Raw genomic sequence first — 19,557 nt, forward strand, 5'->3', positions numbered from 1 at the left:
CCCACCAGCGGGAGACCGCCTCGGCCAGGTGGACGCGGCCCTCGTCGTCGGGCCAGGCCAGTGCGTGGTCGTAGAGGACGTCGAGCCAGGGGGCGACCGTGGCGACGGGCGCGTCGAGGAAGGCGGCCAGGCGCTCGGGCGGAGTGCGGTCGCCGAGCACCAGGCAGGCCTGCGCGATTTCCAGACACGGCAGCGGGAGCGCCCGCATGGCCTCCATGACGGCGAAGCCGTTGCCCAGGCGCTGGGCGAGCGTGTCGAGCCGCCGCGGCCACGGTGCCGCTATGGCATCAGGTCGGTTGGAGAGGACGCGCGCGAGCCTCGCTTCGTCCAGTGTTCGCAGCCAGCCGAGCAGGTGATCATCCATCTGTCAGCACTCTCAGTGGGTCGCGCGCGGGGACTCGCCTTGAGCCTTGACCATCCACGTGGCCCTCACTACCAATGAGAAACGTGCGTCCCAGACTCGGAGGCTGGCGCACGTTTTCTCATGTGATGCGAGGCAGAACTCAGCATACGCGCTCGTTGCCCGGGTGTCCGGGCTTCGCACTCAGGAGAGAACGGCCCAGACGATCTTCCCGTACGGCGAGAGCGCCGACCAGCCCCAGCGCAGGCTCAGCGACTCCACGATGTGCAGTCCGAGCCCTCCGACGTCGAGCGGGCCCGGGTAGCGCAGCACGGGCACGGAGGCGGCGGGGTCGGTGAACGCGCAGGTGACGAGCGCGCCTCTGCGCACCAGCGACATGCGCACCGGCTCGTGGTGCCTGGCCTCGGCCAGGGTGAGGCCGTGGCGCAGCGCGTTGGTGGCCAGCTCGGAGACCACGAGCTCCATGTTGTCGGAGAGCTCGCCGAGCCCCCAGCCCGAGAGCGTGCCGAGGGTGAAGCTGCGGGCGGAGTGGACGGAGGCGGCCGAGGGCGGCAGGACGAAGGTGGCGCTCGCGCCGATCGCCGTGCCGGGAACGACGAGGTCGCGCGCCGCCTCAGGCCACCAGCCGACCGGGGGCCACCAGTCGAGGGTGGTCCACAGGCCGAGGGGTTTGGTGGACTGCACATTGATCATTCTGGGGCAGAGTCTCGTGCAGGTGCAAGAGCGAATGCACGTGCAGAAGTAAGGGCCAGCCGCTACGGTTTGCCAGGTATCGGTAAATCGGGTGGCAAAGGGGGATCTTGTCGCGACCCATGATCTTTGGGGCGCGAGGTGACAGACTGTCTGGTACGGAAACGACCAAGGAGCAGCACGTGTCCATGGATCCGCCGGGTTCTGGCTCAACCGTTCGGCGCATCATGCTCGGCGCCAGCCTGCGTCGCCTGCGCGAGGAGCGCGGACTCACCCGTGATGTGGCCGGATTCCACATCAGGGCCTCCGAGTCCAAGATCAGCCGCATGGAGCTCGGCCGCGTCGGCTTCAAGACACGTGATGTGGAAGACCTTCTCACGCTGTACGGCGTCAGCGACGACGCCGAGCGGCGGGCCCTGCTGGAAATGGTCCGCGAAGCCAACACCCCCGGGTGGTGGCACAAGTACTCTGCCGTCCTTCCCCAGTGGTTCTCCACCTATGTGGGCCTGGAGGAGGCCGCGAGCCTGATCCGCACCTACGAGGTGCAGTTCGTGCCCGGCCTGCTGCAGACGGCGAACTACGCCAGGGCGGTCTACCAGCTCGGCAACCCCGACGCCACTCCCGAGGACATCGATCAGCGCGTGCATCTGCGCATGCAGCGGCAGGAGCGCTTCACCCGCAAGGACGGCCCCCGTCTGTGGGCGGTCATTGACGAGGCGACCCTGCGGAGGACGATCGGCGGCGGAGAGGTCATGTCCGAACAGCTTCAGCATCTGCTGCACGTGGCGACCTTCCCCAACATCACCATTCAGGTGATGCCCTTCAGGTACGGCATGCACGCCGCCGAAGGGGGCGCCTTCAGCATCATGCGGTTTCCCGAGTCCGACCTGTCGGACGTCGTCTACGTCGAACAGCTCTGGGGTGCCCTGTACCTGGACAAGCGTGAGGACATCGACCCGTACCTCACCGCCATGGAGCAGCTGTGCGTGGAGAGCACCACGCCGGGCGGCACCGTGGAGCTCATCGACGGTCTTCTCAGAAAGATGTAGATGGAGCACACCTACAACGGCATGCCCGCCACCGACCTCACCGAGGTCGCCTGGCGCAAGAGCCGCTACAGCAACTCGCAGGGCAACTGCGTGGAGCTCGCGGAGCTTCCAGACGGCGGGATCGCGGTCCGCAACTCGCGCTTCCCCGAGGGCCCCGCGCTGATCTACACCCGTGACGAGATCCGGGCCCTGGTGCTCGGGGTGAAGGACGGGGAGTTCGACGGCCTGCTGGTTTAACACGGTGTTCACCTCCGGCGCACCCGCTTAACGGGGTGCGCCGGAAGGCGTAATAGTCCGGTCTCGAGGCTCCTGCAGGATTCACTCATGATCGACCAGATGACGCTCTACCCGATCGCCGACGACGTGCTCATCGCGCCAGGCGGCAAGGTCGTGATCCGCACCTACGGCGTGGGCGCCGCCGTCCCCGACGGGACGGTCTCCTACCGCACCTGGGTGACGGGGGTGCGTGACCAGCCCCGCTACTGGCACTGGGGCCACTTCGAGGACGCCGCCTCGGGGCACCGCAGGGTGCTCGAGTGGCTCACGGGGCGCGGGCCCCAGCCGGTGCCTGCCGTGGCCTGATCAACAGGAACGTGCCGGTTCGGCCGATCGCCGACCATGGAGAGAGTTGCGCACGTCGCTCGTTGAGATACGCTCGAACCCGAGCAATCGCTTGGTTCGATCTCGGGAGGCCCGTGTGCGACGAGGGATCCACCTGCTCGAGGAGGTCGACTTCCGGCCGATGAACTCCCGCAGGCCGCTGGAGTACCTCACCTGGCTGACGCGCTACAAGCAGGAGGACGCCGGGCGCGCCGCGCCCGAACTGACCGAGGGGATGTCCATCCGCTCCCGCGAGATCGACCTCGTGGGCGCCTTCTACGCCGTCGGCATCACCGGCCACCAGCAGTTCAAGGCCGTCACGTTGTGGGACTGCCACGGCGGGTGGGAGGGCGGCTGGCGGCAGATGATGGAGATCTACTCGGGCGTCGACTCGCGCCTGTTCCTGTCCGACATCGACGACCTGCGCTTCTCTGCCTTCTCCAGGCCGCTCGGCGCCGTCCACGGCAGTCCCGCGCTGTCCTCGGCGCGGCCCGCTCCGCTGTTCGTCTTCGAGAGCGCCTCCGTACGGCCGGGCGCCGCCCTCGACTATCTCGAGGCCGTCCGCTCCGAACGCCTGCCCATCCTGGCCGACCACGGCCACACGCTGGTCGGCCTGTACGAGGTGCTGTTCTGTGACAGTGAGGTCGTCACGGTCTGGGGCACCACCCTCGACGCGCACCTGGCCACGCAGCGGGCCAGGGACGCCGCCCTCGGGCTCGACGACGAGGCCGTTCCCGACGAGCGGCTGCTCACCTGGGGCAAGCGGGCCCGCGACTACCTGTCGGGGCCCTGGAGGGAGACGCTTCTGGTGCCGTTCCCCGGTAGCAGGCTCTCGCCTACACCGGCGCGTTCCAGTTGAGGATCACCGGTTCGGCGTGCTCGAAGCCCAGCCGGGAGTAGGTCCCGGTGTCGAGCCTGAAGAACCTGCCGTTCTGCGGCGGCAGGCCCAGCCATCTGGCGGTGAGCACGCGCAGGAAGTGACCGTGCGCGACCAGCGCCACCTGGCCCTCGGCCCCCTTCGCCCGCGCGATCACCCGGTCGGCCCTGGCCGCCACCTGCTCGGCGCTCTCGCCGGGATGGTCGTGGTCGCCGGGGACGACGCCGTCCCTCCACAGGTACCAGCCAGGACGGCTCTCGCGGATCGTCGGCGTGGTGATGCCCTCGTAGCCGCCGTAGTCCCACTCCCACAGGTCCTGGTCGACCTCGTAGTCAGTCAGTCCTGCCAGGTCGGCGGTACGGCGCGCCCTGGCCGCGGGGCTCACCAGCACCAGGTCGAAGGAGCGCGCCTTCACCAGCGGGGCCAGCGCCCTCGCCTGGTCCTCGCCGTGGGGGGTCAGCGGCAGGTCGGTGCGGCCGGTGTGGCGGCCCGCCCTGCTCCACTCGGTCTCGCCGTGTCTCAAGAGCATCATCTCGTCCATATCAGGACCATCATCTCCGACCGCGCCCGCCCGCCTGCCCCCCGGGTTGACCTCAACTCGGCTTGAGGTTGCATCGTGGGTGGCGAGCACCACGAATGGAGAAGCTGATGCACGCCGTCGTCCTGCACGCCTTCGGCCCCGCCGAGAACCTTTCCTACGAGAGCGTCGAGGACCCTGTGCCCGGCGAGGGGGAGGTGCGCATCGCGGTGAAGGCCGCGGGCGTGCACCTCATCGAGACGCTGCTGCGCACCGGGGTGACGATCGGCCCGCCGGTGCCCGAGCTGCCTGCCGTCTTCGGCGGTGAGGTGGCGGGCGTGGTGGACGCCGTCGGGCCCGGCGTCGACGGGTCGTGGATCGGCCGCAGGGTCGTGACCGGCAGGAGCAGGCCCGGAGGGTACGCCGAGCTGAGTGTGGCCTCGGTCGAGTCGCTGCACGCCGTGCCGGGCGAGCTCGGGTTCGAGGAGGCGGCGGCCATGATCGTGACGGGCACCACCACCATGGCGCTGATCGACCTGGCCGCGCCCACCGCCGACGACGTCATCCTGGTCAACTCGGCCGCCGGTGGCATCGGCCGCCTGCTCGTTCAGCACGCGCGCAACCTCGGCGCCAGGGTCGTGGGGGCGGCGGGAGGGCCGGCGAAGGTGGCGAAGGTGCAGGGGCCCGCCGTCGACTACGACGTGCCGGGCTGGAGCGCGCAGGTCGGAGAGGTGAGCCTGGTCTTCGACGGGGTGGGCGGCAGCAGGGGCCGCGAGGCGTTCTCGCTGCTGGCCCCCGGTGGCAGGCACATCGTGTACGGCAACGCCTCGCGCGAGGAGGCCGAAGGGCCCACGCCCGAGGAGGTGAAGGCCAGGGACATCACCTCGATCTACGCCATCGAGCGGATCCTCGGCTGGCCCGGCGGGCTGCGCGGCCTGGAGGAGCGCGCCCTCGAGGCCGCCGCCGCCGGCCGGCTGTCGCCGGAGATCCACGCCTTCCCGCTGGCCGAGGCCGCGGCCGCGCACGCCGCGCTGGAGAGCCGCGCCACGACGGGCAAGGTCGTCCTGATCCCCTGACCCTCAGCGGCCGGACAGCTCCTCGACGATCGGGGCGAAGGCGTCCAGGTCGCGCTCGTGGTGGAGGACGAAGTAAGACAGGTCGTAGCCGTCCCTCCAGTGGCGGAGCCTGTCGACCATGTCGCGATGCGTTCCGAGCAGCACCTGCGGAGTCTCGCCCTGTCCCGAGGGGTCGGCCGCGCTCCACGACTCCACCGGGCCGGCCGTGCCCACCTGCTGGATGCTGGTCCCGAGCTCCAGCCGGTCGTAGCGCTCCCCTGCGGCCTCGCGAACCAGGGAGAGCTTGGAGAGGAACGCCGCGAGCCCCGCGTCCGCGCCGTCGGGGCCCGTGCCGTCGGCGCGCACCCGCATCCCGAGATTGACCACGTCGGCCTCGCGGGCGGCCAGGGTGAGCATGCGGGGGCCGCCGCCGCCCAGCAGGAGCCGGGGGGTGCGGGCGCTGGACGGGCTTGGGCTGCTGGTCCAGCGCCTCGATCCGGTAGTGCGCGCCGGAGAAGGAGAAGGGGCCTTCGCCCCACAGCCCCTTGAGCACGGTCACCGCCTCGGCCAGCCTGGCCACCCGCACGCCGGGAGGGGCGAGCGGCAGCCCCGCCGCGCTGTAGTCGGCCGCCATCCAACCGGTGCCGATCCCGAGCTCCAGGCGGCCGTCGGACAGCAGGTCGAGGGTGGCGCTCTCCTTGGCCAGCACGGCGGGGTGCCTGAAGTCGTTGGCGGCCACCAGCGTGCCGACCCTCAGTCTGGAGGTCGCGCAGGCGGCCGCCGTCATGGCCGCGAAAGGCGCCAGGCGGGGGCCGACGAGGTGGTCGGGTACGAGGAGCACGTCGAAGCCCGTGGCCTCAAGGCGCCTGGCCCTGTCCGCCCATGCCTTGCCCGACTCGGCCTGCCGTACGACCGCCGCGAACCTGAACCGCCGCATCCCGTCTCCCTAGCAAGCGTTTGGTAGACAGGCTAGGCGGAGGAGGGCGGGCCGTACAGGGTTCCCCTCCTGTCCTGTACGGCCCGCCGTGGAGGTCACCGCTCGTTCAGCAGGCCGAGCGCGACGCCGCCCATCCCGATCGCCATCAGCAGCCAGGCGCCGCCCGCCGCGAGGTCGCCCAGCCCTGCGAACCAGGGGACGGGCACCAGCACGGGAGCGACGATCAACGTGATCGCCGCCCATCGGGGGGCGGTCCCGCCGAGCAGGGCCGCGACGCCGAGCAGGAGGAAGCCGAGCAGACCGAGGAAGAAGGACATGCCGAAGATCGAGGTGGGCAGGCTCTCCCCGTAGGCGGTGTAGATCTTGGTGAGGGTGGCGGGATCCACTCCCGCCTGGACGCCCGCGTACAGGACGTCGTCGGAGTTGCCCCCCACCGGCACGATCATGACGAAGGCGAGGATCATGGCGACCAGGCCGAGAGCCGGCCTGCCCGCCCGGGCGACCCTCGCGACCGCCAGGGCGCCGGGGATGATGGTGATCGCGCTGAGGGCCGAGAGCCAGGCCGCGGTCGGGTAGGAGCCCGCCTCGGCGACGAAGCCTCCGACGTAGGCCGCGCCCTCGGCGGTGATGTCGCCGGGGGCGAGCAGGAGGGTGAGTCCGAGCGTCAGGGGTGCGACGACCGCCGAGGCGATCATGGCGTAGCGGGCGAAGGTGTCGGCTCCCGACCGGGGAGTCGTGTCGAGGCTGGTCATGCTCAGAGACTCCGCCCGGCGCCGATCCGGCGCATGAGTAGGTCCCTACTCAATCTTGTTTTACCAAGCGCTTGCTCAGACACTGTGGGGATGGACGTGCGCCCCGCGACCGACGACGAGGTCGCCTTCTTCCACACCGACGGCTGGGTACGGCTGCCGCGCCTGCTCGACCCCGCAGGCGTGTCCGTCCTGCGCGAACGCGCTCTGGCCAGGATCGGCGAGAGGTCCAGGGTCCACGCGACGCTGGTCGACCAGGCCTTCGGACAGTCCCGCGACGTCGCGGCGGACGACCCGCTGTTCGGCGAGCTGAGCGCCGCTCTGGCGCCCAACGCCGTGCGGCTGCTGCACGGTGTCGCCTCCGTCCGGCTGCAGGTGACCAACCTGCTGGTGAAGGAGCCGGGCGAGCACGGCGCCACCGAGTTCCACCAGGACTTCCCCTGGATGCCCATGGACCGCTCGGCCATGCTGACCATCTGGCTCGCGCTGGTCGACGTGCCCGCCGACATGGGTTCGCTGCGCTTCTACAGCGGCTCGCACCGCCACGGCCTGCTCGGCAGGAGCTTCACCAGGGCGGGCGACGACCAGCTCACCCAGCATCCGTGGCTCAAGGAGCTGGAGACCTCACCGCCGCTCGACCTCAGGGCGGGCGACGCGACCGTGCACCACGCCCTGACCGTGCACGGCGCGCCGGCCAACCGGCGCGACAGCCCGAGGCTGTCGTTCACCGCCACCTACTTCGACGCCGACGCGCTCTACACCGGCATGCCGTACGGCCAGACCGACGGGCTGGGGCTCGCGGTGAACCAGCCCTTCGACCACCCGAGGTTCCCATGCCTGTGACGGTGAAGGGCGAGGTCGGCGACCTCGGCGCCACGCTCATGCACGAGCACGTCTTCGGCCTGAGCCCTGAGATCCTCTGGAACTGGCCCGACATCCCCGAGGGGTGGGACCTGGAGGTCAGGGCGCGCGAGGCCGCCGCCAAGCTCGACGCGGTGAAGGCGGCGGGCATCGACACCATCGTGGACCTCACCGTGGTCGGCCTCGGCCGCTACGTGCCCGCCGTCCAGCGGGTCGCCGAGCTGACCGAGGTCAACATCGTGGTGGCCACCGGGCTCTACACCTACGACGCGCTGCCGCCCTACTTCGGCAACCGCGGCCCGGGGAGCCTGTTCGGCGGCGCCGACCGGCTGGCGGAGTTCTTCGTCAGGGACCTCACCGAGGGCATCGGGAGGACGGGCGTGCGGGCGGCGATGCTCAAGTGCGCCTCCGACCACCTCGGCATGACGCGGGGCTGCGAGCGGGTCTTCAGGGCGGTGGCCGAGGCGCACGTGGCCACCGGCGCGCCCATCACCACCCACAGCGCCCAGCCGGGAGGGCTGGAGCAGCAGCGCGTCCTGGCCAAGGCGGGCGTGGACCTCACCAGGGTGGTCATCGGCCACGCCGGCGACTCCACCGACCTCGCCTACCTGGAGGAGCTCATCGCCAACGGCTCCTTCCTCGGCATGGACCGCTTCGGCATCGAGACGATCAGCTCCTTCGCCGACAGGTGCTCGGTGGTCGCCGCCCTGTGCGAGCGCGGCCACGCGGGCAGGCTCGTGCTGTCCCACGACTCCTACTGCTTCAACGACAGGTTCGACCCCGACGTCGTACGGCGTCGCCACCCCAACTACCACCTGCTCCACATTCCCGCCGACGTCCTGCCCGAGCTGCGAAGGCGTGGCGTGACCGAGGAACAGATCCACCAGATGCTCGTCGACAACCCGCGGAGGATCCTCGGATGGACTTCGACGTCACCCAGGACTGGCACGTCGCCTCGCCGTACGACTTCCTGAGAACGCTGCGGCACGAGCAGCCGGTCTTCCGCAGCCCACACCTGGGCGCCTACGTCCTGACCAGGTACGCCGACGTGCGCGCGGCCTACGGCGACCCGCGCGTCTTCTCCTCGAAGGGCTCGCTCACGATCTCGCGCAGCCTCACCCAGGAGACCAGGAGCAAGCTCGGCGAGCACGGCTCGTTCCTGTCCAGCTTCGTGGCCAACGTGGACCCGCCCGACCACACCCGGTTGCGCCGCTCGGTCTCGCGCGCCTTCACCCCGCGCGCGGTGGCCGCCATGGAGCGCCGCTTCCGCGAGCTCAACGAGGACCTGCTCGACCGGCTGGCCGGGCGCCGCGAGGCCGACTTCGTCCAGGAGATCGCGCACGAGCCCTCGGTCAAGCTCACCGCCGCCTTCATCGGCGTGCCGGAGTCCGACGAGAGCTTCGTCCAGCACAGGGTCAAGGACTGGTTCCAGCTGTTCCTCTCGCCCCAGCCGCCGGACAGGCAGCTGGAGCTGGCCGACAGCTTCCTCACCTACCTCGACTACGTCGACAGGCTGGTCGCGGCCAGGGCCAAGGAGCCGCGCGACGACTTCACCTCGCTGATGACCTCCCTCATCGGCAAGGAGCTCACCCACCGCGAGGTGGTCGAGCTGATCTCCACGATCCTGCTCGGCGGCAACGACACCGTGCCCAACCAGCTCGGCAACAGCGTGCTGCGCCTGCTGCGCGAGGGCCTCTGGCCGGTGCCGCCCGAGCGGATCCCGAACGCGGTCGAGGAGTGCATGCGGATCGACGGCGCCTCTCTCGGCTCCTTCCGCCACACCACCGCCGAGGTCGAACTGCACGCCGTGCGCATCCCGGCCGGGGAGCTGGTGCTGCTGTCGACCGACTCCGCCGCCCACGACGAGACCGTCTTCCCCGATCCCGAGACCTTCGTGATCGACAGGGCCAATGCCGACGCGCACATGGTCTTCGGCTACGGCATCCACTTCTGCGTCGGCGCCGCGCTCGGCAGGCTGCAGCTGCGCACCGCACTGGAGGTGCTCGGCCGCCGCCTGCCCGAGCTCAAGTTGGTCCCCGGCACGCCCGTCGCCTACCGCAGGTCGATCGTCGGGCGCGGACTGCCGTCCCTGCTGGTGGAGTGGTGAGCCGCTTCGACGGCAAGGTGGCGCTGGTCACGGGGGCGGGCTCGGGCATCGGCGCCGCCTGCGCGGCCAGGCTCGCCGCCGAGGGCGCCTGCGTCGGCGTGGCCGACCTGCGCTCGGCAGCCGCCAAGAGCACCGCGGCGGCGATCAGGGCGAGGGGCGGCACCGCCATGGCCATCGCCTGCGACGTCTCCGAAGAGGTGCAGGTCGCGGCGGCGGTGGCCGATCTGGTGGGCAGCTTCGGCCGCCTGGACGTGCTGCACTCCAACGCCGCCTGCCTCGACCCCGACGTCTACGGCCGCGACGGCGACCTGGCCGACCTCGACGTCCGGGTGTGGGACAGGACGATGGCGGTCAACCTGCGCGGCGCGATGCTCATGGTCAAGCACGCCGTCCCCGCCATGGGCAGCGGCTCGGCCATCGTGATCACCTCCTCCCTCTCCGGCTACCTCGGCGACGTCGACCACGCCGCCTACGGCACCTCCAAGGCGGCGCTCACCGGTTTCGTCCGCTATGTGGCGACCATGTACGGCTCCCGCGGCGTCCGCTGCAACGCCGTCGCCCCCGCCCTCGTCATGACCGAGGCCGCCAGGCTCGCGCTCGGCCCCTCCCGCCTGGCCGACAAGGCCGCGGAGCGCCTGCTGCCGTGGCCGTGCGAGGTGGAGGACGTGGCCGCGCTGGTCGCCTTCCTCGCCTCCGACGAGGCGCGCTGCGTCACGGGACAGAGCCTGGTCATCGATTCGGGCACCTCCGCGCACCGGCCCGAGCACGCCATCCACACATGGCAGGGCCTAGAGTGAAGATCATGGAGCCTGTCGCGGTAGGACTGATCGGCGCTGGACCCTGGGCGGAGATGGCGCACGCGCCCATGCTGGCCAAGGGGCCTCACACCAGGCTCGCCGGCGTGTGGGCGCGCCGTCCCGAGGCCGCGGCCAGGCTGGGCGCCCCCGTCCACGAGCGGATCGAGGAGCTGTTCGACGCGGTGGAGGCGGTGGCCTTCTGCGTGCCGCCCGCCGTCCAGGCCGAGCTGGCCGTGAAGGCCGCGAAGGCGGGCAAGGCGCTGCTGCTGGAGAAGCCCCTCGCGGCCGATCTCGACGGCGCGCGCAGGCTGGCCGACGCGGTGGCCGAGGCGGGCGTCGCCTCCCAGATGCTGCTCACGCTCCGCTACGCCCCACAGACCAAGGACTTCCTGGCCAGGTGCGCCCAGATCGAGGCGTTCGGCGGCCACGCGGCCAACATCTCGGGCGCGCTGACCAGCGGCGGCCCCTTCGCCACGCCCTGGCGGCTCGAGCGCGGCGCGCTCCTCGACGTCGGCCCGCACGTCATCGACCTGCTCGACGCCGCGCTCGGCAGGGTGGTCGGCGTCCGCGCGCACGGCCACCCGCTCAGGTGGGTCGGCCTGCTGCTGGAGCACGAGGGCGGCGCGGTCAGCGAGGTGTCGCTGTCCATGGCCGCGGCCGGCGACCTGCCGCCGCAGCGCGTCGAGGTCTACGGCACGCTCGGCAGCGCCCGCCTGCCCCACTTCGACGACGACCCGCTCTCCGTCGTGGCCGAGGAGTTCGCCATGACCGTACGCCGGGGCGGCGGCCACCCGCTCGACGCGGCGCGCGGTCTCCACCTGCAGGAAGTCATCGCGGAGGCGGAGGCCCAGCTCAACACCCCTTGACTTCGGGCCCACGGGGAGAATTGATAACGTTTGTCCGACGCGTAGTGCCGCAGCGAAGTCCGGTGTGATTCCGGCGCTGTCCCGCAACTGTCAAAGCCAGGTCGCCTGCCGCTGCGCTGACGTCATCAACCCTCGTGGAAAAGGGTGATCCGTCGCGTTTTCGCGGGTCTCTCGGTTCCGACAGAAAGGACTCCTCGTGAGGCCCGTACGCACGGCCTTCGCGGGCGCGCTGCTGGGAACGGTCATGCTGGCAGGCTGCGGCCAGACCAGCGCGACCCCGTCCGGCGCTCCCTCGTCCAACGCCCCCTCCTCCGCCCCCTCCGCCTCGCAGGGCGCCGCCTTCCCCGCCAAGGTGCAGGCGGCCAACGGCGAGATCACGATCGCCAAGCGGCCCGAGCGCATCGTCTCGATCTCGCCGACCGCGACCGAATCCCTCTTCGCGATCGGCGCGGGCCCGCAGGTCGTCGCGGTGGACGCGCTGTCCAACCACCCGGCCGAGGCGCCCAAGACCGACCTGTCGGGCTTCAAGCCGAACGTCGAGGCGATCATCGCCCACAAGCCCGACCTGGTCATCGCCTCCGACGACACGATCGCCGCCGAGCTGGCCAAGGTCAACGTGCCCGTCCTCGTCGAGCCGGCCGCCACCAAGATCGACGACGCCTACGACGAGATCGCCGACCTCGGCCTCGCCACGGGCAACAAGGACAAGGCCGACAAGGTCGTCGCGGACATGAAGTCGGCGATGGAGAAGCTGGCCGCCCAGGCGACGGACGGCAAGAAGCTCACCTACTACCACGAGCTCGACACCACGCCCTACGCCGCGACCTCCAACACCTTCATCGGCCAGATCTACTCGATGTTCGGTCTGGTCAACGTGGCCGACAAGGCCCCCGACGCGGCGGGCGGCTATCCCAAGCTGTCGGCCGAGTTCGTCGCACAGGCCGACCCCGACCTGATCTTCCTGGCCGACGTGAAGTGCTGCAAGCAGAGCAGGCAGACGCTGTCCGAGCGGCCGGGCTGGAAGGAGCTCAAGGCGATCAAGAACGACAGCGTCGTCCAGCTCGACGACGACATCGCCTCCCGCTGGGGTCCGCGCATCGTCGATCTGGCCACGACCATCGGCCAGGCCGTGCAGAAGGCCAACGGCCGCTAGTGGTCGCGCACGCGCCCGCCAGGGCCAGGCCCCTCTGGATCGTGGCCGCCCTCGTGGTCCTCGCGCTCTCCATGATCGCCGGGATGCTGGGCGGCGCGGCGGGCATCTCGCCCTGGCAGGTCGTGCTGCAGGTGCTCGACTGGCTGCCCGGCGTCGAGATCGACGCGGGGCTGGCCCCCATCGAGCAGGGCCTGTTGTGGCAGATCAGGCTGCCGCGTGTGCTGGTCGCCGCCACGGTCGGCGGGCTGCTCGCCATCGCGGGCGGCGGCTACCAGGGCGTGTTCCGCAACCCGCTGGCCGACCCCTATCTGCTCGGCGCCGCCGCGGGCGCCGGGCTCACGGTCACGATGGTCATCGTGCTCGTCCCCGGCGGCGGGGCCGCCATCCCTCCCGCCGCGTTCGCGGGCGCGGTCGGGGGCGTCCTGCTCGCCTACGCCCTCGGCAACACCGCGGGACGGTCCGGTGGCACCGTCACCCTGGTCCTGGCGGGCGTGGCCGTCACCTCCTTCCTCACCGCCATCCAGACGTTCATCCAGCAGCTCAAGGTCGAGGAGCTCAAGCGCATCTACTCCTGGATCCTCGGTGACGTGCACGGCGGGTGGGACCAGATCGCGCTCATCGCCCCCTACGCGCTGGTCTCGACCGCCGTGCTCCTGCTGCACGGGCGGATGCTGGACGTGCTGTCGGTCGGTGACGACGAGGCGACCGCGCTCGGCGTCAGGGCCGCGAGGGTCAGGCTCGTCGTGCTCGTAGCCGCCTGCCTGGCGACCGCGGCGGCCGTCGCGGTCAGCGGGCTCATCGCCTTCGTCGGCATCGTCGTCCCGCACGTCGTGCGCCGCCTCGCGGGCGGCTCCTACCGGGTCGTCCTGCCGCTCTCACTGATCGGCGGCGGCGCCTTCCTGGTGCTGGCCGACCTCGCCGCGCGCACCGTCATCGCCCCCGCCGAGCTGCCCATCGGCGTCGTCACGGCCTTCATCGGCGCCCCCTTCTTCGTCGGCGTCCTGCGCATGACCAGGAAGGCGGAAATGTGATCGAGGTCGAGGGGCTGTCGGTCGCGCTGGGAGGGCGGCCTGTCCTCTCCGACGTCGCCCTGACGGTGCGGCGGGGCGAGTGGCTGGCCGTCATCGGCCCCAACGGCGCGGGCAAGTCGACGCTGCTGCGGGCGATCATGGGGCTGATCCCCTGCGAGGGCTCGGTCCTGTTCGACTCGGTGCCGCTGGGCCGTCCGAGGGAGCGGGCCAGGACGGTCGCCTTCGCCCCGCAGACGCCCGGACTGCCGTCGGACATGACGGTCTTCGACTACGCGCTGCTGGGACGCACGCCGTACATCCCCTACCTCGGGCGCGAGAGCCGCAGGGACAGGGAGGTGACCGCCTCGGTGCTCGACAGGCTCGATCTGACGGCGCTGGCGGGGCGGCGGGTGGAGAACCTGTCGGGCGGCGAGCGGCAGAGGGTCGTGCTGGCGAGGGCGCTGGCCCAGGAGGCGCCCGTCCTGCTGCTCGACGAGCCCACCACCGCCCTCGACCTCGGCCACCAGCAGCAGGTGCTCGAACTCGTCGACCACCTCAGGCTCGCCGACGGGCTCACCGTCGTCACCACCCTGCACGACCTCAGCCTCGCGGGGCAGTACGCCGACAGGCTCCTGCTCCTGGCCGACGGTCGCGCGATAGCCTCTGGCAGGCCGTCCCAGGTGCTGACCGAGGCGCTGGTGGGCAAGCACTTCGACGCGCACGTCAAGATCGAGCCGGGCCCCGACGGGCGGCCCGTCGTCCACCTGGTGAGGGGCCGTTGAACCTGTCGTACCGCATCGAGGAGGGCGAGCGCCTCGGCGCGCTGCTGTGGGAGTTCGGCCCGGGCTGGCGGATGATCTCCTCCGCGATGCTCGGAGGGGGCATCGGAGCCCGCTCCTGGGTGCTGAACGCCCAGGTCGCGGCGGGATACTCACGCATGGACCCGGTGGAGCACCTGGTCTCGCTCGGCCCCGCGGGTGAGGGGGTGGGCATGATGACCGCCGCCTCGGTGGACCGCTACGCGACGGGCTCGGACGGCGGCGTCGAGGCCGTCGCCACGGTCGGGCTGCGCGTGCCCACCTGGGCCGCCGCCCCCGAGGGACACGTCGATGCCGAGCTGGCGCCCATGCGGGTGGGCACGATCAACATCATGGTGACCGTGCCTGTCGCGATGACCGACGCGGCGCTGGTCAACGTGGTGATGACCGCCACGGAGGCCAAGACGCAGGCGCTGGTCGAGGCGGGCTATCCGTGTACGGGAACCGCTTCGGACGCCGTCTGCGTGGCCGTCCCTTCCTCGGGGCCCGAGGAGATCTTCGGCGGGCCCCGCTCGCCGTACGGCGCCCGCGTCGCCCGCGCCGTCCACGCGGCGGTACGGCAGGGCGCGCTTTCGTGGCGGCCTCGTGACGGAAAGTAGCCGAATCGGGGGAAGTAGCATGTGTGACAGGGCGAGACTGGGTGGGTGACCGCGATGGCGACGACCGAACCGACCACGAGGCGCACGGTTCTTCCAGGAGAGCCGCCGTTCACCGTCGACGACCTGCTCAAGTTCCCTGACGACGGGAACCGTTACGAGCTCTTCAACGGGAACCTACTCGTGAGCCCTGCCCCCACCTCCTTCCACCAATTGGCGATCATCCGTCTCGGACGGATTCTGGAGGACGCCGCTCCACCTGAGATGTAGCCGCTGCCCACAGTCAACCTCCGGGTGAGCGACAAGGATTTCTACATCCCCGACCTCGTCGTCGTCTCTGCTGAGTCCATGGAGGACGACAAGCTGATGTTCGTTCCGGACGACCTGTTGCTGGCCGTCGAGGTCGTCAGCCCCAGCACCCAGGCGCGCGACCGGGGGTTCAAGACCGAGGCCTACGCGGCCGCCGGCATCCCCGTCTACTGGCGGATCGAGCTGTCCGAGGGGCCCGCGCTCTACGTCTACCGGCTCGACGGCCACGCCTACGAGCCGCCCGTCGTCCACAAGGCGGGCGAGCTCGCCACCCTGTCCACGCCGTTCGAGGTCAGCTTCGACCCGGGCGAGCTGGTGAAGCGGCGGGGATGACCAGTCCGTAGTCGCGCCCGGCGCCCTGCTCGGTGATCAGGCCCGCCCTGAGGTCGGCCTCGACGAGGGCGCGTTCCCTCGACAGCGGGGGTCCGAGACCGCCTCCCCCCGTCGTCTCGACGACGAACGCCTCGCCCTCCTCGAACCGCACGTTGTTGGCCTTCGACGGCAGCCGTTCCAGCGTGCCGTCCAGGTGCCGTTTGTAGAAGCCGCCCAGCCTGCCGGGCAGCCCGCCCTCGCGGCCCTGCGGGGCCAGGCTCAGCCGGTCGCCGCGGGTGGTGACGTGGCAGGGGGCCAGGAACCTCAGCACCGTACGGGAGCCGAGCCCGCCCCTGAACGTGCCTGGCCCTCCGGAGTCGGGGATGGTCTCGACCGATTCCACGATCATCGGGCAGCGCGTCTCCACCGGCTCGGCCTGGGGCACGGAGTTGCGGCCGATGCCGAAGTGCACGCCCGTGGCGTCGGGCCCGTCCAGGCCGCGGCGGGCGCCGACCCCGCCGAAGTCGTAGGACAGGTGGATCCAGTACGGCGCCCCGACGGCGGCGATGGAGAAGGGCTGCAGGATGCCGCTGGCGGCGATGGCCCGCTCGGGCACCGCCTCGGAGAGGGCCTGGAAGACGGCCTCCATGGCGGCGTAGATCGGCACGAAGCGACCGCCGCAGGGGTGCGGGGGCGTGGCGTTGAGCAGCGAGCCGACGGGCAGGCGCACGTCGATGGCGCGCAGGCAGCCGTCGTTCATGGGGATCGTGGGATCGAGGAAGCAGCGCACGGCGAAGACGGCGGCCGCCATCGACTGGGAGGCGGAGGAGTTGATGGCGGCGGGCACCTGAGGGCCGGTCCCCTCGAAGTCCACCACCACGGGAGCGCCCGCCGAAGCCCCGCCCTCGCCCCCGCTCTCTCCGCCCCCGCTCTCTCCGCGTTCGGTCTCTCCGCGTTCCGCCGTCCCCCGAGCTCGCGACTGCCCGGTGTCCGGTTGCGGAGCCTCCGTGCCATGGGTGGGGAGGGTGACGGTGACACGGACGGTGTGCGGGCGGCCGGGGTGGATGCCGTCGTCGTCGATCGGGTACGACGCGGTGAAACGGCCTCTGGGCAGCTCGGCGAGCGCGGCGCGGGTGCGGGCCTCGGTGTAGTCGAGGTAGGCGTCGATCCCCTCGGCCAGCCCGGCGGCGCCGTACTCCGAGACCAGGCAGGAGAGGCGGGCCGCGGCGACGGCGGTGCCGGCCAGGAGCGCGCGGACGTCGCCCATCACCTTGTCGGGCGTGCGTGAGTTGGCGCGCAGGATCGCCTCGACGGCGGGCACGATCCCCTCGGCGGTGGCCAGCCGCACAGGGGGCAGCTGGAGGCCCTCGAGGAAGATGTCGGTGGCGAGAGGGGCCATGCCGCCCGCCGACAGGCCGCCGAGGTCCGAGACGTGGATCATGGTGGCGGTGAGGTAGGCGGGCTCGCCCTCCACGAAGACGGGGCGGTAGACGAGCAGGTCGTTGGTGTGGACCCCGCCCCTGTAGGCGTCGTTCATGACGTAGGCGTCGCCGGGCGCCATGGTGCCCGGCGGGTGGTCGGCCAGCAGGAAGGGGAGGGCGACCTTGAGCGCCATGCTGTTCATGAGCGTGGTCGCCATGGACTGGGCGATCAGGCGTCCTCGGACGTCGAGGACGGCGGCGCTGGCGTCGGAGCCCTCGACGATGAAGGTGGAGTAGGCGGACCTGACGACGACGACGCTCGCCTCCTCGGCCGTCACGACGAGGGCGTTGCGCAGGACCTCGGCGGTCAGGGCGTCGTTCACGCGCCGCCCTCCCCTCTGAGCGTGACGGAGCCGTCGGGCGACAGGGCGGCGCTCCAGCCCGGCGGGACGACGATGGTGGACTCGGGGTCCTCGATGATCGCGGGCCCCCGGAGGGCTCCCACGGCGGCGCGGGTGAGCACAGGGACGTCGACGTAGCCGCCGCACTCGGCGAAGTAGGCGAGGCGGCTGCGGGGCGGTTGGCCGGTGGGCCCCTCTCGGGTGCCGGGGTCGCCCGCCGTCCGCCGCCCGGCCGGGATGGTGAGCCGCAGGCGGTAGCTGACGACCTCGATCTCGCCTTCCTGGGCGATGCCGTACACCTGGTGGTACTTCAGGAAGAACGCGGAGTCCACGGACGGGCCCCATGGCACGGTGAGCTCGTGCGCCTGCCCACGGAAGCGCACGTCGACCGAGCGCTCGACCCGCAGGCCCGCCGCGCCTGCCGCGACCCCGAGGTCGGCCAGGGCGGCGGCCTCCAGACCGGCGAAGACCGCGCCGGGATCGGGGACGGACAGGGCCGACAGGACCCGCTCGGTGGACAGCTCACCGGCCAGCAGCCCCGCCGCCGATGCGACCCCGCACAGGGCGGGCACGACGACGGTGCCGATGCCGAACCTCCCTGCCACCCTGGCGGCGTGCATCGGGCCCGCGCCGCCGAAGGCCACCAGGACGAACCCCCGAGGGTCGATCCCGCGCTGCACGGTCACCACGTGCACCGCCGAGCCCATCGCCGCCCCGACGATCTCGTGCACGGCATGCGCCGCCGCCTCCCTCGCCACCCCGAGCACGCCCGCCACCCTGTCCACGGCCTTCTCCGCGAGCTCGGCGGAGAGCGGGAAGGCGGCGAACGAGCGAGGAGAGAGGTAGCCGAGGATCAGGTTGGCGTCCGTGACGGTGGGGGAGGAGCCGCCCAGCCCGTAACAGGCGGGCCCGGGGGAGGAGCCCGCCGAGCGGGGGCCCACGCGCAGCGCGCCCGCGGCGTCCACCCAGGCGATGCTGCCGCCGCCCGCGCCCACCTCGGCCAGGTCGATGGCAGGGGTCTTCACCGGGACGCCGGTTCCCGCGCGACGGCCGCCGAAGCTGCCCTTGCCGCCGACGTGGAACTCGTGGGTGATCTCGGGCCGGCCGTTCCTGATCACGCACGTCTTGGCGGTCGTGCCGCCCATGTCGAAGGAGATCACGTCGGGGTGCCCGGTGAGCGTAGCGGCCAGCACGCCAGCCGCGGGCCCCGACTCGATCGTGGCCACCGCCCTGCGCGCCGCCTGGGCGGCCGACATGACGCCGCCGCCCGACTCCATGACGTGCACGGGGGCGGTGATGCCGAAGGAGCGCAGTTCGTCCTGGAACCTGGTCAGGTACGACGCCATGAGCGGCCCGACATATCCGGACATGATGGTGGTGGTGGCTCGTTCATACTCCCTGAGCTCCGGCCACACCTCCGAGGAGATCACCACGCTGGGCACGAACTCCCGCAGCAGCTCGGCCACCTGGCGCTCGTGCGAGGAGTCGGCATAGGAGTGCAGCAGGCACACGGCGGCCGAGGTGATCCCGCGAGCGGCGATCTCGCGGCCCGCCCGCCGTACCGACTCCGGACACAGGGGAGCCAGTACCGAGCCGTCCGCGCCCACGCGCTCCTCCACCTCGAAGCAGTCCTCGGCGGCCACGGGCGGGACGGGCGGGGTGAAGCGCAGGTCGTAGCGGTCCTCCTCGACCCGTGCGTAGCGGCCGAGCAGTATCAGGGAGCGGAAGCCTTTCGTCGTCACGAACGCCACCCTCGCGCCCGTGCGCTCCAGCACCGCGTTCGTGGCCAGCGTGGTGGCGTGCACGACCCTGGTGATCAGTGAGGGAGTAACGTCGCCGAGCGCCTGAGCGATACCGCTCATGATGCCCAAGAGAGGGTCGTCGGGCGTGCTGAGGCACTTGACGGCCGAGACCTCGCCATGAGGAGCGCGCAGCACGACGTCGGTGAAGGTGCCGCCGACATCGACACCCAACTGGTATCCCACGCCGATAACGTAGGACTCAAGCAAGCGCTTGTCACGATTGACTTTCGGCGGACCGCAGGCAGTCTGGTCTTGTCGCACGTAGGGAG

General features: G+C 71.3%; 22 protein-coding genes and 1 pseudogene. 16 read left to right on the forward strand and 7 right to left on the reverse strand.

Translation table 11 applies throughout. From position 1 onward, the window contains the following. Positions 1 to 544: 544 nt before the first annotated feature. On the reverse strand, positions 545 to 1,054 hold the full coding sequence (locus tag ABFX55_RS49005) for an ATP-binding protein (RefSeq protein ID WP_346131049.1): 510 nt from the start codon (positions 1,052 to 1,054) through the stop codon (positions 545 to 547). 224 nt (positions 1,055 to 1,278) lie between these two features. Here ABFX55_RS49005 and ABFX55_RS49010 point away from each other — a divergent pair, with 224 nt between their 5' ends. The 4 genes from ABFX55_RS49010 (at position 1,279) to ABFX55_RS49025 (ending at position 3,559) form a co-directional block, all read left to right on the forward strand. After that, entirely contained in the window at positions 1,279 to 2,100 is an 822-nt protein-coding gene (locus ABFX55_RS49010; RefSeq protein WP_183658469.1) for a helix-turn-helix domain-containing protein, read from the forward strand. Beyond that, positions 2,101 to 2,337 (forward strand): DUF397 domain-containing protein, encoded by a 237-nt coding sequence (locus tag ABFX55_RS49015; RefSeq protein WP_183658472.1) that lies wholly within the window; start codon positions 2,101 to 2,103, stop codon positions 2,335 to 2,337. 87 nt (positions 2,338 to 2,424) lie between these two features. Next, positions 2,425 to 2,682, forward strand: a complete 258-nt coding sequence (locus ABFX55_RS49020; protein ID WP_183658475.1) for a hypothetical protein — start codon at positions 2,425 to 2,427, stop codon at positions 2,680 to 2,682. A 115-nt stretch (positions 2,683 to 2,797) separates the two neighbouring features. Then, positions 2,798 to 3,559, forward strand: a complete 762-nt coding sequence (locus ABFX55_RS49025) for a hypothetical protein (RefSeq protein WP_346131052.1) — start codon at positions 2,798 to 2,800, stop codon at positions 3,557 to 3,559. Here ABFX55_RS49025 and ABFX55_RS49030 read toward each other — a convergent pair. Next, positions 3,537 to 4,118 (reverse strand): histidine phosphatase family protein, encoded by a 582-nt coding sequence (locus ABFX55_RS49030; RefSeq protein WP_183658480.1) that lies wholly within the window; start codon positions 4,116 to 4,118, stop codon positions 3,537 to 3,539. The two genes, ABFX55_RS49025 and ABFX55_RS49030, sit on opposite strands and share 23 nt — an antisense overlap. Positions 4,119 to 4,225: 107 nt before the next feature. Between ABFX55_RS49030 and ABFX55_RS49035 the strand changes: the two genes are divergently transcribed. Next, complete coding sequence (locus ABFX55_RS49035) at positions 4,226 to 5,170, forward strand: zinc-binding dehydrogenase (RefSeq protein WP_346131054.1); 945 nt, start codon at positions 4,226 to 4,228, stop codon at positions 5,168 to 5,170. 3 nt (positions 5,171 to 5,173) lie between these two features. On the opposite strand, the gene ABFX55_RS49040 is transcribed toward ABFX55_RS49035, so the two are convergent. From ABFX55_RS49040 to ABFX55_RS49045, 3 genes and pseudogenes are all read right to left on the reverse strand, one after another. Beyond that, a complete protein-coding gene (locus ABFX55_RS49040) occupies positions 5,174 to 5,566 on the reverse strand; it encodes a hypothetical protein (RefSeq protein WP_346131056.1) in 393 nt (130 codons plus the stop codon). Between the two features lie 85 nt (positions 5,567 to 5,651). Further along, positions 5,652 to 6,086: pseudogene (locus tag ABFX55_RS50125) on the reverse strand (LLM class flavin-dependent oxidoreductase); the annotation flags it as partial. 95 nt (positions 6,087 to 6,181) lie between these two features. Further along, positions 6,182 to 6,838 (reverse strand): hypothetical protein, encoded by a 657-nt coding sequence (locus ABFX55_RS49045; RefSeq protein ID WP_346131058.1) that lies wholly within the window; start codon positions 6,836 to 6,838, stop codon positions 6,182 to 6,184. 90 nt (positions 6,839 to 6,928) lie between these two features. Between ABFX55_RS49045 and ABFX55_RS49050 the strand changes: the two genes are divergently transcribed. From ABFX55_RS49050 to ABFX55_RS49100, 11 genes are all read left to right on the forward strand, one after another. Continuing rightward, complete coding sequence (locus ABFX55_RS49050) at positions 6,929 to 7,678, forward strand: phytanoyl-CoA dioxygenase family protein (protein WP_346131060.1); 750 nt, start codon at positions 6,929 to 6,931, stop codon at positions 7,676 to 7,678. After that, positions 7,669 to 8,670 (forward strand): phosphotriesterase family protein, encoded by a 1,002-nt coding sequence (locus ABFX55_RS49055; RefSeq protein WP_346131062.1) that lies wholly within the window; start codon positions 7,669 to 7,671, stop codon positions 8,668 to 8,670. The genes ABFX55_RS49050 and ABFX55_RS49055 overlap by 10 nt, the downstream gene beginning before the upstream one ends. Then, on the forward strand, positions 8,616 to 9,803 hold the full coding sequence (locus tag ABFX55_RS49060; protein ID WP_346131064.1) for a cytochrome P450: 1,188 nt from the start codon (positions 8,616 to 8,618) through the stop codon (positions 9,801 to 9,803). Before ABFX55_RS49055 ends, ABFX55_RS49060 begins: the two co-directional genes overlap by 55 nt. Continuing rightward, on the forward strand, positions 9,800 to 10,600 hold the full coding sequence (locus ABFX55_RS49065; RefSeq protein WP_183658492.1) for an SDR family NAD(P)-dependent oxidoreductase: 801 nt from the start codon (positions 9,800 to 9,802) through the stop codon (positions 10,598 to 10,600). Before ABFX55_RS49060 ends, ABFX55_RS49065 begins: the two co-directional genes overlap by 4 nt. A gap of 5 nt (positions 10,601 to 10,605) precedes the next feature. Next, positions 10,606 to 11,466 (forward strand): Gfo/Idh/MocA family protein, encoded by an 861-nt coding sequence (locus tag ABFX55_RS49070; RefSeq protein WP_346131066.1) that lies wholly within the window; start codon positions 10,606 to 10,608, stop codon positions 11,464 to 11,466. Between the two features lie 196 nt (positions 11,467 to 11,662). After that, on the forward strand, positions 11,663 to 12,619 hold the full coding sequence (locus ABFX55_RS49075; protein WP_346131068.1) for an ABC transporter substrate-binding protein: 957 nt from the start codon (positions 11,663 to 11,665) through the stop codon (positions 12,617 to 12,619). Between the two features lie 71 nt (positions 12,620 to 12,690). Beyond that, positions 12,691 to 13,650: a FecCD family ABC transporter permease gene (locus ABFX55_RS49080; RefSeq protein ID WP_346131493.1), complete on the forward strand. Its 960-nt coding sequence runs from the start codon at positions 12,691 to 12,693 to the stop codon at positions 13,648 to 13,650. Next, positions 13,647 to 14,411 carry an ABC transporter ATP-binding protein gene (locus ABFX55_RS49085; RefSeq protein ID WP_346131070.1) on the forward strand — a complete coding sequence of 255 codons (765 nt, stop codon included), beginning with the start codon at positions 13,647 to 13,649 and terminating at the stop codon, positions 14,409 to 14,411. The genes ABFX55_RS49080 and ABFX55_RS49085 overlap by 4 nt, the downstream gene beginning before the upstream one ends. Beyond that, positions 14,408 to 15,046, forward strand: a complete 639-nt coding sequence (locus tag ABFX55_RS49090; protein WP_346131072.1) for an adenosylcobinamide amidohydrolase — start codon at positions 14,408 to 14,410, stop codon at positions 15,044 to 15,046. Before ABFX55_RS49085 ends, ABFX55_RS49090 begins: the two co-directional genes overlap by 4 nt. 54 nt (positions 15,047 to 15,100) lie before the next feature. Next, on the forward strand, positions 15,101 to 15,313 hold the full coding sequence (locus tag ABFX55_RS49095; RefSeq protein WP_346131074.1) for a hypothetical protein: 213 nt from the start codon (positions 15,101 to 15,103) through the stop codon (positions 15,311 to 15,313). Between the two features lie 24 nt (positions 15,314 to 15,337). After that, complete coding sequence (locus ABFX55_RS49100) at positions 15,338 to 15,685, forward strand: Uma2 family endonuclease (RefSeq protein WP_346131076.1); 348 nt, start codon at positions 15,338 to 15,340, stop codon at positions 15,683 to 15,685. Here ABFX55_RS49100 and ABFX55_RS49105 read toward each other — a convergent pair. Beyond that, positions 15,645 to 17,468: a hydantoinase B/oxoprolinase family protein gene (locus ABFX55_RS49105; RefSeq protein ID WP_346131078.1), complete on the reverse strand. Its 1,824-nt coding sequence runs from the start codon at positions 17,466 to 17,468 to the stop codon at positions 15,645 to 15,647. The two genes, ABFX55_RS49100 and ABFX55_RS49105, sit on opposite strands and share 41 nt — an antisense overlap. Continuing rightward, the gene (locus ABFX55_RS49110) at positions 17,465 to 19,471 is read right to left on the reverse strand and encodes a hydantoinase/oxoprolinase family protein (RefSeq protein ID WP_346131080.1); all 2,007 of its coding nucleotides are present in this window, start codon (positions 19,469 to 19,471) and stop codon (positions 17,465 to 17,467) included. The genes ABFX55_RS49105 and ABFX55_RS49110 overlap by 4 nt, the downstream gene beginning before the upstream one ends. Positions 19,472 to 19,557 lie beyond the last annotated feature (86 nt).

Origin of the sequence: Nonomuraea roseola (assembly GCF_039535395.1) — a bacterium.
GTDB classification, from domain to species: Bacteria; Actinomycetota; Actinomycetes; order Streptosporangiales; family Streptosporangiaceae; genus Nonomuraea; species Nonomuraea roseola.

Excerpts from the sequence above, each read along its gene's own strand:
- ABFX55_RS49005 (WP_346131049.1), bottom strand. The coding sequence starts at position 1,054 with ATGATCAATGTGCAGTCCACCAAACCCCTCGGCCTGTGGACCACCCTC.
- ABFX55_RS49010 (WP_183658469.1), top strand. The coding sequence starts at position 1,279 with ATGCTCGGCGCCAGCCTGCGTCGCCTGCGCGAGGAGCGCGGACTCACC.
- ABFX55_RS49015 (WP_183658472.1), top strand. The coding sequence starts at position 2,101 with ATGGAGCACACCTACAACGGCATGCCCGCCACCGACCTCACCGAGGTC.
- ABFX55_RS49020 (WP_183658475.1), top strand. The coding sequence starts at position 2,425 with ATGATCGACCAGATGACGCTCTACCCGATCGCCGACGACGTGCTCATC.
- ABFX55_RS49030 (WP_183658480.1), bottom strand. The coding sequence starts at position 4,118 with ATGGACGAGATGATGCTCTTGAGACACGGCGAGACCGAGTGGAGCAGG.
- ABFX55_RS49035 (WP_346131054.1), top strand. The coding sequence starts at position 4,226 with ATGCACGCCGTCGTCCTGCACGCCTTCGGCCCCGCCGAGAACCTTTCC.
- ABFX55_RS49040 (WP_346131056.1), bottom strand. The coding sequence starts at position 5,566 with ATGCTCACCCTGGCCGCCCGCGAGGCCGACGTGGTCAATCTCGGGATG.
- ABFX55_RS49045 (WP_346131058.1), bottom strand. The coding sequence starts at position 6,838 with ATGACCAGCCTCGACACGACTCCCCGGTCGGGAGCCGACACCTTCGCC.
- ABFX55_RS49050 (WP_346131060.1), top strand. The coding sequence starts at position 6,929 with ATGGACGTGCGCCCCGCGACCGACGACGAGGTCGCCTTCTTCCACACC.
- ABFX55_RS49055 (WP_346131062.1), top strand. The coding sequence starts at position 7,669 with ATGCCTGTGACGGTGAAGGGCGAGGTCGGCGACCTCGGCGCCACGCTC.
- ABFX55_RS49060 (WP_346131064.1), top strand. The coding sequence starts at position 8,616 with ATGGACTTCGACGTCACCCAGGACTGGCACGTCGCCTCGCCGTACGAC.
- ABFX55_RS49070 (WP_346131066.1), top strand. The coding sequence starts at position 10,606 with ATGGAGCCTGTCGCGGTAGGACTGATCGGCGCTGGACCCTGGGCGGAG.
- ABFX55_RS49080 (WP_346131493.1), top strand. The coding sequence starts at position 12,691 with ATGATCGCCGGGATGCTGGGCGGCGCGGCGGGCATCTCGCCCTGGCAG.
- ABFX55_RS49095 (WP_346131074.1), top strand. The coding sequence starts at position 15,101 with ATGGCGACGACCGAACCGACCACGAGGCGCACGGTTCTTCCAGGAGAG.